Raw genomic sequence first — 14,689 nt, 5'->3', positions numbered from 1 at the left:
AGCACGAAAAACATAGTTTTTCGTAAGCTTCGCTGCGGAGATCGAAGAACAAAAATGAATTTCAATTTGATCAAAGTAAGATACTTAAATTTTAAAGGATGAATGTCTAGAAAATTACTAACTTTTATTTAATATGGAAAGTACTATTGTACTTTCTAAAACTTAGACAAAGACTTATTAAATTTTAAATAATTTTTATTTCCAATAATATTTCGCTATTTTCTAACTGGAAATTGAGGTATATTCTATAATATTGTTTACTATCAAGTTAGACTATTTTTTTTATATGGTTAACCCTATTTGATCATTTAAATGAAAGGTTAATCTGATTAAATTAAAAATCATTCTGAGCTTAGATAAATGAAACGTTAATATCCCCATAGAATAGTTTTATTTTGTTAAGTTTAAAATTTTACTCGAAACGGCTGATAGATCCATAAATTAGTTATATTGTTTGTATTTTTCTAGTAATGGAAAGGAATACAATTTATAAAAATAAATGGTAAGAGTGTAAAAATAAGTAAGGGGGATATTTATCTCTTCTTTTGAGTTTGGGTATGTAATTTGTAAAAGAATATATGGTTAGTAGGAAATTTTATATTTCTTCTTCCCTTCTTTTGATTTCTTCTATGCTTGGAGGTTCTTCTACACTTTCAGATTTACTTGTACCGTTTAAGAGCACTTTTTCGCCTATGGTTTTAATTTCGCTGTAGGGTATCTCTATTTTTTTGCCCATTCCCAGTTTAGCAGAAGCCCCTCCTTCTGTAACAATTAGCGATTCAACCCTGTTGGTTTGAGGGCTCCATTCTGCATCACTTATTTCACCTACTTTATTTCCAGCTGCATCTATAACTTCTTTACCCTTTAATTCATCTGCTATTTTCATTTCTTATCTCCTTTTTATATATAAATCAATTAATTCAATATATTAATTATATTGTAATTATTAATACTTTAAGTTTACTGCAATATCAAAAAATCTAACTATTAATGACATGATCACATTGGAACTGATCTATTAATTTGCAAAATAAAAAAAATGCTAGTTTATGTAGCTTTAATGTGAAAAGGTAGTTTTTACTTGATGAAATTTATAATTATTATAAAAATTGAAAAAATTAAAGTAAATTACTGGCTACATGTATCTCTGGTGAGTGATTTTTGGTAATTTTAAATTTATTTTATTTTATTAAATTTTGAAAATTATGTGCTTAGATACTTCGTTAAACTGAACTATAACGAACTAACCGTTTAACGCAGTCATTGCAAAAAATTTGTAGTACTAACTATCAATATACTATGTCAAAAAATAAACATATAAAATTTGAAAAAAATTGTGTCACCAGCAGTTGTGTGCAGTTATGAGTTCCATCTGTTTAAAAATTTTTTTATCATAAAATCAAGATGGGACTCCAGTTTATAGTTGTAACTGAGAACTTTAATTCCTAAAGATTTAAAATGGATTAATATTCAGATCAGGTACACTTGTAATTTTTAAGTATCAAAAAATGATCCCGTTAAACTATTTAATCTTTGAAATCAAATTAATAAGTAATCTATAAAAAGATTTATAATATAACAATTGTTATATAATGTTAACCTAAACAATGTTTTTAAGTAATGATGCTTTTTAACTCTTGCATTTAGGAAAAAAAATTTAATTTAACAAAATCATTTGGAGGAAAATTCGATGTTACATGGAACAGAAGTTTTAAAGAAAGGATTTGCAAAAATGACCAAAGGCGGAGTCATAATGGACGTCGTAAACGCTGAACAGGCAGAAATAGCAGAAAATGCAGGTGCAGTAGCAGTAATGGCTCTAGAAAAAGTCCCAGCTGATATAAGGGCTGCAGGCGGAGTTGCCAGAATGGCAGATCCTTCAAAGGTTATTGAAATAATGGACGCAGTTTCAATACCAGTTATGGCAAAAGTTAGAATAGGCCACTTTGTTGAAGCACAGGTATTAGAATCCCTTGGTGTTGATATGATTGATGAAAGTGAAGTTCTAACACCTGCTGATGAAAAATATCATGTTGATAAAAAGAAATTTACAATTCCTTTTGTCTGCGGGGCAAGAAACCTTGGCGAAGCACTAAGGAGAATAGATGAAGGGGCCGCTATGATAAGGACAAAAGGTGAAGCAGGTACAGGTAACGTGGTTGAAGCTGTAAGACACATGAGAATGATACAGGGAACCATAAGGGAAATCAGAAACAAAACTGAAGAAGAACTATGGGGAATTGCAAGAGAACTTGAAGCTCCATACGAGCTTGTAAAACAGACAGCTGAACTTGGAAAATTACCAGTTGTAAACTTCGCAGCTGGGGGGGTTGCAACACCTGCAGACGCTGCACTTATGATGCAGCTTGGAGCAGACGGTGTTTTCGTTGGATCTGGAATATTTAAATCAGAAAATCCAGAATTAGTTGCAAAAGCAGTTACTGAAGCAACAGCCAATTATGAAGACGCTGAAGTCATAGCTAAAGTTTCAAGAGGGCTTGGAAAAGCTATGCCCGGTCTTGAAATAAGCCAAATTCCAGAAGAAGAAAGGCTCCAGTCAAGAGGATGGTAAATAATTTTACCCTTCTTATTTTTTTAATTTATTTAAAACATTATTCAATTGCTTCTTCGCCGTGTTCTTCAGTTCTAATTCTTATCACATTTTCTACAGGAGATATAAACATTTCGTCCATGATATCTTTTGTTTTAATAGGTTCTATAGCTTGAAGTACATATTTAACATCTTCTCGTTTCATTACCATGCTTAGTTGTATTCTTTGAGGGATATTTATATCATACCTGCTGGCTCTATATGTTTCTTTAGATACGGATTCATTGTTAAGGTGACCAACTTCAGTTATGGTTATATTAGAAAATCCATAGTCTTCCAGTGCTTTTTTTACATTATCAAGTTCTATGGGGTGCATTATTAATTTTAATTTACAAATTTCTGCTTTTTCAACTTCGCTATTACGTAAAGGTTTAATTTTTTTAACTATCTCTTTGAAATCAGGCTTTTGTGGATCTTTTTCACGCGCTAATTTGATATCATTGATTATATCTTTGAATTCTCTTTTGGGTTTTGTAATCCTGTCATTACTTGATTTAACTGTATTATCATATTCTTTTTCGTGGTTTATATCCGGTTTTACACTATTTTCCACTAATTTGAGCAGCATTCTCACGCCGTCATTTACTCCAATTCCTTCTGTTGCAATTGTGGGTACAACCATTGCATTTGAATCAATTTTTAAATTGGAACTATTTAAATCCTGTTTATTTGCAAATATAACATAAGGAATGTGTTTATCTATAAAATTGATTATTCCTTCATCTGTTTCAGTAATACCTATTGAATTATTTATAAATATTATAACTCCATCAACATCAGGGGATATTATGTCATTTATAAATTTGAATCCTTCTACACCTGGAGAACTAAAAAGATAAGCTGTATCTTCACCAATAGTTGCTTTTCCATAGTCAAATGATGAAATAGATACATTTTCATGGTTGTTTATATGCTTCAAAGCAGTTGTTTTTCCAGAACCTGAAGCTCCTAAAATCAGGATTTTTATCATTAAAATCACCTGTAATTTATTATTTATAGTTGTATTGACTTTTTAGGGGTAGTTATGTGGCAACTGCCATTTGCTTAAATTTCATACGTTCATTACTCATTAATTTAAATAATCTTTCTAAGCCATTTTTGATTCCTTGCCCTGTTACGGCGTTTGTTGGAATAATGGGTGCATTGACATCTATATTTAATGGTTTATTATTTATATCCTGTTTATTTGCAAATATGATATAAGGAACTCTTTTTTCTTCAATGAATCGAATTAATTTCATATTATTTTTTGTGATACCTATTGTATTATCTATAAATATAATGGCCCCATCAAGATTCTTTGATATTATGTCCTGCATAAATGCAAATCGTTTATTTCCGGGAGAACAGAAGAAGTATGCCCTTTTGTCATTTATCAATGCTTTTCCATAGTCTAATGCGGTAGTTTTTGTTAAATTTTCACATATGTATTCTAATGCGGTGGTTTTTCCTGAATCTGAATCTCCCAGAACTATAATTTTTTTTGCTTCCATAAAAATTCACTCCCCTACCGGATCAAGGAATCCTGCTTCCGGTAGTTAAGACTATACTTGTTTTGGTATATAAACATTTTGAAAAACTCAAAAATCCAATGTTATTTCAAATCTAGAGTAATATAAATCAAGTAAATTTTAAATAAAAAAATAAAAGCAAAATAAAACAATCAATAACCTAAAAAAATGGATTATAATATTAAATATTTTTTAAAGGGTATGTTTTTTCCTTAGAAATTCTTCATGTTTCATTTTAGCGTTATCTATGGCTTTTTTAATGTCTTTTTCTACATTTTTAGATATGGCACCATGTCCTGGTAACAACAAATCAATTTTCATGGTATTTAATCTGGCCAGTGAGTTAATATATTCCCCATAGCTTCCGGAGCTAGATATATCTGAGATAGTACCTTGGGCAAATACTGTGTCTCCTGATATTAAGATTTTTTTACGTGGTTCATAGATACAAATAGATCCTGAGGTATGTCCTGGAGTATGAAATATTTTTAAAAACCAATCTCCCAGATCTATCACATTCATGTTTTCTAACCAGAAATGTACGTGATATCCTTTAGGGTTATGTCCATAAGCGCGGCAAAGCAGCACTTCATCGTCTGCTGATATAATTTTGGTGGCTGCATAACGGTGGGTTATAATTGGTACTTTGTTCTGGAGGTACCTGTTAGCTCCAAAGTGATCCACGTGTTCATGGGTATTTATAACCAGATTTAAATCCCTTATGTTAGTCCCTATTTCTTTTAAATCTTTCTTTAGGATTCCATAATTTTGATTTATACCAGAATCAATCAAAATGTTTAGTTTAGTTCCTAAAATTAGATAGGATGTGCAACTAGGTTTGCCTGTCTTAATCATGTACAGATTGGGTATTATTTCCTCGTACATATAAATTCCGCCAAGGATTGATTAAATCTATATTTGGCTACCTTTTACCGCTCTAATTACTCTTTTTAAAATATGGCACGTGTTTATAAAATTAATGGTTTATCTGTATTTTAAGATAAAAAAAATTTAAAAAATATAAAGGGGGTAAAAGTTGGGGGTTAAAACCGTTTAAATATTTAAACGGCGTTTTCTCCCCTTTCTCCAGTCCTGATCCTTACAACATCTTCAACTGGTGATATAAAGATTTTTCCGTCTCCAATATCTCCAGTTTGGGCTGTTTTAACCAGGGTGTCAACAACTTCGTCCACTTCTTCATCTTTTACGATAATTTCAAGCCTTGTTTTTGGCAGGAGATCTATCCTGTAGTCACTGCCCCTGTAGCTTTCTGTAACACCAAGCTGTCTACCACGACCTTTCACATCTACAACTGTTAACCCGCGGCATTCAATTGCTTCAAGTGCTGCTTTTACATTTTCTAATTTTTCTGGTCTTATTATTGCAATTATTTCTTTCATTTAATCACATCCATTTTATTTATATCCTGTAACCAGATTCTTCGTGTAAGTTGGTATCAAGGCCTTCAATTTCTGTTTTTTCGTCTACTCTTAGACCCATAGTTATGTCTATTAATTTACCTATGATTAATGTACCTATGAATGAGTAGGCTGCTACTATAACTATTGCTATTATCTGAGTAAGTAACTGTCCTGGATTTCCGTAGAAAACACCAGTTCCTAATGAATTTACGAATGGTGCTGCGAATAATCCTGTTGCAATAGCTCCCCATGTACCAGAAATACCGTGTATACCAAATACGTCTAAAGCATCGTCGTAGCCGAGGCGTGGTTTTAACCAGGATACTGCGAAGTATGAGAATACTGAAGTTATAAGTCCGATAACTATTGCAGCGTCTACTGTTACAAAACCTGCTGCTGGAGTTATAGCTACTAAACCAGCTACAGCACCGGAAACAGCACCGAGAATGGTTGGTTTTCCTGTTTTAATTATGTCTATTGCTACCCATGAGATCATTGCTGCTGCAGTAGCAGTGTTGGTTGCGAGGAATGCAGATCCTGCCAGACCGCCTGCTGTTAATGCTGATCCTGCGTTAAATCCGAACCAGCCGAACCAGAGAAGTGCGGCACCAATTACGGAGTAACCTAAGTGGTGTGGTAGTAATGCGATGTCTTTTCTTTTTCCGAGGAGAAGTGCTAAAGCTAAACCAGCAACCCCTGAATTTATGTGTACAACTGTACCTCCTGCAAAGTCAAGAGCACCTAGCTGTGCAAGGAATCCTCCACCCCATACCCAGTGGGCAATTGGGACGTATATTAATGATACCCAGATTACTGAGAATACTATCCATGATGATGCTTTCATTCTTCCAACAACAGCACCTGATATAAGTGCCACTGTAATTGCAGCAAATGTCATCTGGAAAGCTGCGTAAACTGTTGTAGGTATGGTTGGTGCGAGTGCTGCAAGATCATCTACACCTATTCCGCTGAACAGGAGATTTGCTGGAGCACCAATTAATCCCCATGGATCCACACTAGCATTAAATGCGAGTGGGAATGCGTATAAAATCCATATTACGCTTGTAATTGCAAAAGCTATAAGTGACATAAATATGGTATTTAAAACGTTTTCTCGTTTAGACATACCACCATAGAATAATGCTACACCTGGAACGGTCATGAGCATTACTAAAGCTGTGGATACGAGCATCCATGCTGTATCTCCACTATCAAGAACCATATATTTTTTCCTCCATTATTGCTATTTTTTTATATTAAATCTTATTTGTGAATATTTTTAAAAATGTAATGTGTATAACTGCTTTTTTATATTTTAAAGCATTTTTGTAATCTAAATTCAAACTTTTGCACCAGATATGCGTTTTATAATTTCACACCCCCATCCTTATGTTAAGTCTACATTCGGATGTCGGAAACCTCCTTCCGATAGTAAAACTTACTACTTAATCGTATATAAAAGTTTCGACTGTCATGATTAATCATCGTTTTTTTAATACAAATTAACCAATTTGACTTAGAAAAATATGGTTTAAATGTCTACCTTTTTCCTAGATTAAATAGATTATTGATTTTTTTGTTGTAATAACCTAATTTACACAATATGTGGGTTATAATGTGTATTATGTCATGACAAGTTTGTTTTAAATTACTATCTTTCTTTTAATTCTAAATTACGTGGGCTGTTACCTTATTTTATTTCCTTTTCTTTTATACCGGAATAAGGAAACATGCTTCCGGTTTACTATTAAATTTTAAAATATATAAATGTTTCTAGAAATTAAGTAATTACTATATTAAAGCGAGAATTTTCTTTAATTAATTCAGAAAGTTATTAAATAGTTTAAAAAAAGAATGAATTTAAATAAAAAAATAGAAAATACTCAAACACTAAGTGTGTTTGAGATCAAATTGGGATTAAGCAAGCTAAATTGCTTTGTCTCCTCTTTCTCCAGTTCTGATTCTTATAACCTCTTCAACTGATGATATGAATATTTTTCCGTCTCCAATATCTCCAGTTTTAGCTGTTTCTATTATAGTCTGGACTATACCTTCAACGTCTGTTTCTCGAGTGACTATTTCAATTTCAGTCTTTGGGAGAAGATCTATTCTGTAATCCCGACCTCTGTAGTTTTCTGTAACTCCAAGCTGTCGGCCACGACCTTTTACGTCCCTTACAGTCATCCCATGACATCCAATCTCCTCAAGAGCATTTTTCACAGCTTCCAGTTTATCAGGTCTTATGATGGCTAGTATCTTTTTCATTTTTCACAACTCACTACTTCTATTTCCAGTATATTTCCATTATTTAGGTATTTGCCCATTTATATGTACCTAAGATAATCTGTAGCCGGATTCCTCATGAAGGTTAACATCAAGACCCTGTACCTCATGTTCATCTGTAACTCTAAGTCCGATGATTTTGTCGATTATTTTAGCAATAACAACAGTGAGTACAAATGAATAAACTGCAACAACTGCAATCGCTAAAAGTTGGACTCCTAATAAATTGAAATTTCCAAAGAGAATACCTCCGGTGGTAACGCTGTTTATGAGAGGATTTGCGAATATACCAATTGCAACTGCACCAGTGATACCGCATATTCCATGTATACCAAATACGTCTAAAGCATCGTCGTAGCCGAGGCGTGGTTTTAACCATGATACTGCGTTGTATGCAAATATTGATGCAAAGAAACCGATTATTATTGCTGCTGTAATATTTACATATCCTGCTGCAGGTGTTATAGATGCGAGTCCTGCAATTGCACCTGATAATGCACCAAGTAAAGTAGGTTTTCCTGTTTTTAATTTATCCATAAGCATCCATGCAATCATACCTACTGCAGCAGAAGTATTGGTTACAATCATGGCAGAGACTGCTAAGTCCCCTGCAGATAATGCTGATCCTGCGTTAAATCCGAACCAGCCGAACCAGAGTAGTCCAGCACCCATTACTGAATATCCTAAGTGATGAGGAAGTAATCTTATATCTTTTCTTGCCCCAAGGACAAGTACAAGTGCAAGAGCAGCTATACCGCTGGTTAAATGCACGACTATACCTCCTGCAAAGTCAAGAGCACCCATCTGTGCAAGGAATCCGCCTCCCCACATCCAGTGAGCTACAGGCACATAAACAAGTGTAAGCCATACTGGTACAAATGCAAGCCATGCTGAAAATTTCATTCTTTCAACTACAGCACCTGATATAAGTGCCACTGTAATAGCCGCAAATGTCATCTGGAATATTGCATAAAGGCCTGTGGGTATGGTAGGGGCCAGAGTTGCAAGGGATTTTGATTCAAGTACTCCATTGAATACGGGGTTTGTAATGCTGCCTATTACTCCCCACATATCAGCACCAAATGTTAGATCGTAACCATAGATAAACCACAGAACACTTACTATTGCAAAGGTAACAAACGAGAGTAACATCGTGTTTAAAACATTTTCTTTCCTGATTAAACCTCCATAAAATAGGGCTACACCAGGAATCGTCATTAGAATTACGAGTGCAGTGGATATTAGCATCCACGCTGTATCACCACTATCAAGAATCATACAATTTTTCCTCCAATTTATTTAATCCTGATTTTTAGACTGTAACATTCATTGAATTTGAAATTTATACATTTCATTCATCGGAACTATGTTTCCGTGTTCCGACGGAAGGGGGGTGTAGGAAACCGATTTCCGATATTAAGAGTCTTACAGCATCATATATATCTTTTGTGGTGATATTTGATCAGGTATCTTAAAAATAGCTCTTAAGGGTGTAGATCAATAGTATAAAAATTTAGGAAAAAAATATGTATAAAACGTTTTCAAAAAAAGTTTAACTCTAATTCAAAAATTAAAGAAAAAGAAGCCCTCAAATACGAAGTATTTGGGGCATGTAAAAAATCTTCGATTTTTTACTGTTGAAAATCGAAACTTGCAAAACCGAAGGTTTTGCGCTCCAAAAATTCTTCGAATTTTTGAGAGATTTTCAAACACCGAAAATCTCTGATTCATCAGAGCATTAGAAAATCATAGATTTTCTATGCCCCAAAATTCAAAAAATTCATAGAATTTTTTGAGGTTGAGGAAAATCACGGATTTTCCGAACCTTTCGAAATCAAAGATTTCGAATGCCCGAACACTTCGTGTTCGACGGCACAAAAAACCTATGGTTTTTTGAGGATTTTGATGGATTTTCAAGTGATTCCTGTTAATATTTAACAGGAGCTTCTAATCCTGCCAGTTTAACACCGGTTAAAAGTGATGATTCAACAGTTAGTGCCCTCAAATCATCTTTTTCAAGTTTCTGCAGGTCAGTGTTTCCTGCCTGCTGGGTCAACATACAAGCTTCTTCAGTCATAGCTTCTATGTATCTTGCAACCTGTTTACCTCCTTCTACGTAATCTAAACGTCTTCTAAGCTGAGGATTTTGGGTTGCAATTCCTTTTCTACATGTTCCTGTGTAACATGTCTGGCAAACTCTACATCCAAGTGAAACTAAAGCAGATGTTGCTATATAAACTGCATCAGCACCTAAAGCAATTGCCTTCGCAACGTCAGCACCACTTCTGATACCTCCACCAGCTACAAGGCTCACTTTTTTACGCAGGTTCACATGTTTTAATGCTTCATCTGCTTCTACAATTGCAGCTATGGTTGGAACACCTGAATGCTCTGTGACCACTTCTGGTCCTGCACCAGTTCCTCCCTGCATACCGTCTACAACAATTATATCAGCACCTGCTTTTGCCGCAATTTTAACGTCGTCGCTAACTCTACCTGAAGTGAATTTAACGATTATAGGTACTTTCCAGTCGGTTATTTCCCTTAACTGGTCTATTTTCATGCTTAAATCTTCAGGGCCTACAATATCCATGTGCCTTGCTGGACTTAGAGCGTCAGTTCCCACAGGGATTTTCCGTATCATTGAAACGTCTGCTGTTACCTTTTCACCTAGAAGGTGTCCGCCCATACCAGATTTTGCACCTTGACCTATTTTGATTTCCACTGCTTCTGAATTGTTTAAGTAATCTGCAGATACGCCAAATCTTCCGGATGCGTATTGTGCTATGAGTTTTGATGCGTATTTCCTTTCTTCTGGAAGCATTCCACCTTCACCGGTGTTTGTAGCAGTACCAGCAAGGGTTGCACCCATTGCAAGTGCTATTTTTGCTTCTTTGCTTAATGCACCAAATGACATTGCTGCAATCATTATTGGGGTGTCGAGTTCAATTGGGTTTTCTGCATATCTGGACCCTAAAGTTACTTTTGTGTTACATGGTTCCCTGTACTTGTCAATAGGAGGTCTTGAGACCTGTGCAGGTACAATTACGAGGTCGTCAAAGGTTGGAATGACACGTGTTGCTCCACAACCTCTTACCTTGTATGAACCTTCCATTGATTTCCTGTTAATTTCTACAAGGTCTGCAAATGACCAGACGTTTCTCCTATCTTCAGGGACTGCAATTACTTCAATTGCATTATTTGGACACATTTCTTCACAGATTCTGCATCCAACACAGTTTTCATGATGTATAGGATAAGATTCATCATCAATTATCTCATAAACTCCATGAGGACAGTTATTAAAACAGGAATAACAGTTTTTGCAGAGTTCTTCATTTCTATTGTCGCACATGTACCAGCAGCAACCCGGCCGGTCGAAGTTTCTTCTGCAAAGTTCTTTGTTTTTTTCTACCTTGAATGGCATTTAACTTCCCCCCTCTTTAGATTCTTTAAGTGGTTTAAAAATTGGGCATGCTGAGTATTTAGTTCCTGAAGCTTTAAGAACCTCTGCAATGTTATCTGTAATCTTAGCTTCAGGTTTCCATGGTTCAATACTGCTTTTATCAACAATCATAGCATTATCAACCATATCGCTGGATAATGCATAGGTTAAGAGAGCTGTTGCAACTCCTCCGTCCTGACCTTTTACCATAGGGGCTTTTACAGATACTATTTTGATGTAATCTCCAAATGGTTTGTTATCAGCTTCTTTGCTTAATATTTCATCTGGAATATATGTCCTAGGACATGCAACATAACATGCGTTGCATCCTTCAACACATTTACCTACAAGTTCAGGTTTTCTGTCTTTTATTGCAACGGCTTCTTCAGGACATGCGTAAACACATGCTCCGCAGAGGACACATGCACCTATATCTACTACATCTCCTTTTAAGTCCTGGAAAGTGCAGTTTGAAACCTCATTTTCATATTCGTCTCCAAATATTTCCCTTCTGTATAATACTGGTCTTCCAACTCTTTCCCTTTTTTTAATTTCTTCCTTGCTTTCACTTTTTTTCTCTTTTGCAAGTTTTTCCATTATTTTAAGTCCAGAATCTGCAATTGGTTTTGTTTGTATATAATTATCTTTTTCTGCAGCTTCTATGAGTTTCAATCCTTTTTCAGTCCTTATTATAACTGTGGACCATCCTTCAGGAGAGCCTACAGAACCAACTGACACGTCTGAAAGTTCTGATGTGAAGTCCATACATACTGTACAGTTTTTACGAACGCATTTTTTTGCTTTACTTAAAGGGATTTTCACAGTTCTATCTTCGGTTAAGAAGAACCATGCGAATCCTTTTTCGATTCTGCACTCTGTAACATCTTTTATATCCACATCATATTCTTTAAGCATTTCCTTCATGTATGAATAAGAGAAGTTCTCCATACAGAAAAGTCCAATTTTAATATCTACTGGGAACTCTTCATCAAGGAGTTTGTCCATTTTAGTTGCTGCAACCATTTGACATGGTGTCCCAACCATTGCGACTTTTTGTTCTTGTGTAATAGTATCTCCCCCTTATCCTTCCTCTGTATCTTTACCATAGAAAGGTCGTTTACTTCGTGGAACTATTTTTCTGAACTCATCGTATTTTCCTTCTTCTAGTTCAAATCCGTAAGCAGGTAAGAGTTCTTTAAGTTCTTTTTTATCTTCATCGTCAATTTCTTCAATTTTGGCATTTTTACCAAGGCTTTTTATATCTCCAAGAACGTATATGGTTCCTCTTATTATGGATTCACCAGCATCATCTGAAATATCTCCAAGCACGATTATACGTCCTCCCATCATGAAAAGCCCGCTCATAAATCCAGAATTTCCACCAACTATTATGGTACCATTCTTCATTATTTCTCCAGTTCTGGAACCTACATTCCTCCGTACAACAACAGTACCGTCATATATTCCCTGTCCAACGCCGTCTCCAGCTGCTCCATCTATTATGACTTCTCCACCAGTCATATTATCTGCTGGGAACCATCCTGCATTTTCAGTTATGTGTACTTTAGCGCCGTCTATCATGGTACCTGCAAAGTAACCTGCGGAACCTTCAATTACAACCTCCACAGGGTCTGTAAGCCCTGCAAGCATGTAATGCATAGCATTTGGATTTTTTATAATGATTTTATCGTATTCTTTGGCAGCTTTTTTAATGGCACGATTTATTTCCCTTGGTTCTTTTGAATTAGCATCAATTACTATTTCACTCATGAAATCACCTAAACCTGTTAAATTGTGTATGCCCTTGTTTCTCCTGGTGATATTTGGTCTATATCATGTGTATCCATTACTGCACGAAGAGAAACCTCTTCAGAGGCTATGGCGAACACTTCATCATTTTCAGCAAGAACACCAGGTCTGAGTCCTAGTTGGTCTTTGGCTATTCCAACACCATTTGGTGTTCCAACGATGTATGAGAATGGGCCATCCATATCTTTCACTGATTGTTCTAAGGCTTCCTCAAGTTTGTAGCCTTCGTGTAATTTATCAGCTATGTAGTGAACAATACATTCTGTATCGTTATTAGTCTCGAATATATGTCCTTTCCTTTCTAAAGGATCCCTTATTTTCCAGTAATTGGTAATTTGACCATTGTGAACCACAGTTATATCTGCTGTAATATAACTCTGGAATGGGTGTGCATGGTAACGGTCAACTATACTTTCGGTGGAAAACCTTGTATGACCTATTGCATGGGTCCCCATTTTTGAATAAGTATCATATCTATCTGCAATTTCTTTTACAGATCCTACATCCTTTATCATTTCAAATGAATGACTTCCATTAAGTACAATTACATCTTCTAACTTATCCACGTCCATGATGAGTGGTTTAAGTTCCTCAAATGAATTAAGGGCTATTTTACATCTGTAAATGTTGTAGTTTTCCACGGATGGAATTATTTCTTCTGTTTCGATCTGTGTAACTGTGTTTACTGCTTCTTTTACTTGATCTAAAAGGCCAGGTTTTTCTTTTACCTCAATATTTAACAGATATTCGTTTTCTGCTAGACCAAGGCCTCCATATATGGAAAAACCTGCAGAATCTGGGCCTCTGTGTTGTAGGGCATCAAGCATTCTGGTCATGATTTCTCCTACTGGGTGAAGTTTTTTGTCTTTAAATACGACTCCGGCTATTCCGCACAATTTAATACCTCCTTTATGAAGTACTCGTGGATCGTTGTATCGCCTGTAAGCTCTGGATGGAATGCTGTGGCAATATGCTTTCCACTTTTTACTGCAACAATTCTTTCATTATACTTTGAGAGTATGTCTACATTTTCCCCTACTTTCTCAATGTAGGGAGCTCTTATAAAAATGCCTTTGAATTTTTTACCAAAAATTTCAATATCATCTTCAAATGAAACTTTCTGTCTTCCAAATGCATTTCTTTTAACTTCCATGTCAATTAATCCAAGCAAAGGCTGCTCATAATCGGTTTTTTTTGCAAGGAGAACCATCCCAGCACATGTTCCCATTACAGGTATATTCTTGTCTATGATAGCCTTTTTAATACCTGTTTCTTCCATTAATGTCCCGATAACAGTGCTTTCTCCACCTGAGATTATTATACCATCACACTTTGAAACTTCCGCGCTGGTTTTTACCTTAAAAACATCTACATTTTTATCTATGTCGCATGCAGTTTTTTTCATGGCTTCAAAATGTTCAGAAACATCTCCTTGTAAATTTAAAATACCAATTGTAGTCATATTTGTTTCCTCTGTTTGTTAGACTCTTTGTAGTTACTATAAGCTGATACTATTTTAAAATAATGTTATATAAATTTACCGGAAACTATTTTCCGAAAATGACACATTTCTGAAAAGATGGTTCATATTTTTATTTTTTTTATACAA

The 14,689-nt window shown here is 35.1% G+C and carries 14 protein-coding genes; 1 reads left to right on the top strand and 13 read right to left on the bottom strand.

Annotated features, from left to right (window positions below; translation table 11 throughout):
- Positions 1-595: 595 nt before the first annotated feature.
- Positions 596-886 carry a PRC-barrel domain-containing protein gene (locus tag EJ01_RS02100; protein WP_084689102.1) on the bottom strand — a complete coding sequence of 97 codons (291 nt, stop codon included), beginning with the start codon at positions 884-886 and terminating at the stop codon, positions 596-598.
- An 804-nt stretch (positions 887-1,690) separates the two neighbouring features.
- Here EJ01_RS02100 and pdxS point away from each other — a divergent pair.
- A complete protein-coding gene (gene pdxS, locus EJ01_RS02095; RefSeq protein ID WP_048080269.1) occupies positions 1,691-2,572 on the top strand; it encodes a pyridoxal 5'-phosphate synthase lyase subunit PdxS in 882 nt (293 codons plus the stop codon).
- Between the two features lie 40 nt (positions 2,573-2,612).
- Here pdxS and EJ01_RS16270 read toward each other — a convergent pair whose 3' ends face one another.
- From EJ01_RS16270 to pdxT, 12 genes are all read right to left on the bottom strand, one after another.
- A complete protein-coding gene (locus tag EJ01_RS16270) occupies positions 2,613-3,581 on the bottom strand; it encodes a P-II family nitrogen regulator (RefSeq protein WP_052375749.1) in 969 nt (322 codons plus the stop codon).
- A gap of 52 nt (positions 3,582-3,633) precedes the next feature.
- The gene (locus EJ01_RS02085) at positions 3,634-4,104 is read right to left on the bottom strand and encodes a hypothetical protein (RefSeq protein ID WP_048080268.1); all 471 of its coding nucleotides are present in this window, start codon (positions 4,102-4,104) and stop codon (positions 3,634-3,636) included.
- Positions 4,105-4,314: 210 nt separating this feature from the next.
- Positions 4,315-5,007: an MBL fold metallo-hydrolase gene (locus tag EJ01_RS02080; protein WP_048080267.1), complete on the bottom strand. Its 693-nt coding sequence runs from the start codon at positions 5,005-5,007 to the stop codon at positions 4,315-4,317.
- Positions 5,008-5,183: 176 nt separating this feature from the next.
- Positions 5,184-5,522, bottom strand: a complete 339-nt coding sequence (locus EJ01_RS02075; RefSeq protein WP_048080266.1) for a P-II family nitrogen regulator — start codon at positions 5,520-5,522, stop codon at positions 5,184-5,186.
- Positions 5,523-5,541: 19 nt separating this feature from the next.
- Positions 5,542-6,765, bottom strand: a complete 1,224-nt coding sequence (locus EJ01_RS02070) for an ammonium transporter (RefSeq protein ID WP_048080265.1) — start codon at positions 6,763-6,765, stop codon at positions 5,542-5,544.
- A 704-nt stretch (positions 6,766-7,469) separates the two neighbouring features.
- A complete protein-coding gene (locus tag EJ01_RS02065) occupies positions 7,470-7,808 on the bottom strand; it encodes a P-II family nitrogen regulator (protein WP_048080264.1) in 339 nt (112 codons plus the stop codon).
- 69 nt (positions 7,809-7,877) lie between these two features.
- Complete coding sequence (locus EJ01_RS02060; protein WP_048080263.1) at positions 7,878-9,104, bottom strand: ammonium transporter; 1,227 nt, start codon at positions 9,102-9,104, stop codon at positions 7,878-7,880.
- 649 nt (positions 9,105-9,753) lie between these two features.
- A complete protein-coding gene (locus tag EJ01_RS02055; RefSeq protein WP_048080262.1) occupies positions 9,754-11,253 on the bottom strand; it encodes a glutamate synthase-related protein in 1,500 nt (499 codons plus the stop codon).
- Positions 11,254-12,315, bottom strand: coding sequence for a Coenzyme F420 hydrogenase/dehydrogenase, beta subunit C-terminal domain (locus EJ01_RS02050; RefSeq protein WP_048080261.1), 1,062 nt, complete (start codon positions 12,313-12,315; stop codon positions 11,254-11,256).
- Positions 12,316-12,351: 36 nt separating this feature from the next.
- Entirely contained in the window at positions 12,352-13,041 is a 690-nt protein-coding gene (locus tag EJ01_RS02045; RefSeq protein ID WP_048080260.1) for a GltB/FmdC/FwdC-like GXGXG domain-containing protein, read from the bottom strand.
- Positions 13,042-13,058: 17 nt separating this feature from the next.
- Positions 13,059-13,976 carry a class II glutamine amidotransferase domain-containing protein gene (locus tag EJ01_RS02040; RefSeq protein WP_048080259.1) on the bottom strand — a complete coding sequence of 306 codons (918 nt, stop codon included), beginning with the start codon at positions 13,974-13,976 and terminating at the stop codon, positions 13,059-13,061.
- Positions 13,964-14,542: a pyridoxal 5'-phosphate synthase glutaminase subunit PdxT gene (gene pdxT, locus EJ01_RS02035; RefSeq protein ID WP_048080258.1), complete on the bottom strand. Its 579-nt coding sequence runs from the start codon at positions 14,540-14,542 to the stop codon at positions 13,964-13,966. Before pdxT ends, EJ01_RS02040 begins: the two co-directional genes overlap by 13 nt.
- Between the last annotated feature and the right edge of the window lie 147 nt (positions 14,543-14,689).

It is taken from the genome of Methanobacterium veterum (assembly GCF_000745485.1).
GTDB classification, from domain to species: Archaea; Methanobacteriota; Methanobacteria; order Methanobacteriales; family Methanobacteriaceae; genus Methanobacterium_D; species Methanobacterium_D veterum.
This window is presented reverse-complemented; position numbering and strand designations above follow the sequence as displayed.

Coding starts and splice junctions, on each gene's coding strand:
- pdxS (WP_048080269.1), top strand. CDS start 1,691: ATGTTACATGGAACAGAAGTTTTAAAGAAAGGATTTGCAAAAATGACC.
- EJ01_RS02085 (WP_048080268.1), bottom strand. CDS start 4,104: ATGGAAGCAAAAAAAATTATAGTTCTGGGAGATTCAGATTCAGGAAAA.
- EJ01_RS02055 (WP_048080262.1), bottom strand. CDS start 11,253: ATGCCATTCAAGGTAGAAAAAAACAAAGAACTTTGCAGAAGAAACTTC.
- EJ01_RS02045 (WP_048080260.1), bottom strand. CDS start 13,041: ATGAGTGAAATAGTAATTGATGCTAATTCAAAAGAACCAAGGGAAATA.
- EJ01_RS02100 (WP_084689102.1), bottom strand. CDS start 886: ATGAAAATAGCAGATGAATTAAAGGGTAAAGAAGTTATAGATGCAGCT.
- EJ01_RS02050 (WP_048080261.1), bottom strand. CDS start 12,315: ATGGTTGGGACACCATGTCAAATGGTTGCAGCAACTAAAATGGACAAA.
- pdxT (WP_048080258.1), bottom strand. CDS start 14,542: ATGACTACAATTGGTATTTTAAATTTACAAGGAGATGTTTCTGAACAT.
- EJ01_RS02065 (WP_048080264.1), bottom strand. CDS start 7,808: ATGAAAAAGATACTAGCCATCATAAGACCTGATAAACTGGAAGCTGTG.
- EJ01_RS16270 (WP_052375749.1), bottom strand. CDS start 3,581: ATGATAAAAATCCTGATTTTAGGAGCTTCAGGTTCTGGAAAAACAACT.
- EJ01_RS02070 (WP_048080265.1), bottom strand. CDS start 6,765: ATGGTTCTTGATAGTGGAGATACAGCATGGATGCTCGTATCCACAGCT.
- EJ01_RS02075 (WP_048080266.1), bottom strand. CDS start 5,522: ATGAAAGAAATAATTGCAATAATAAGACCAGAAAAATTAGAAAATGTA.
- EJ01_RS02060 (WP_048080263.1), bottom strand. CDS start 9,104: ATGATTCTTGATAGTGGTGATACAGCGTGGATGCTAATATCCACTGCA.
- EJ01_RS02080 (WP_048080267.1), bottom strand. CDS start 5,007: ATGTACGAGGAAATAATACCCAATCTGTACATGATTAAGACAGGCAAA.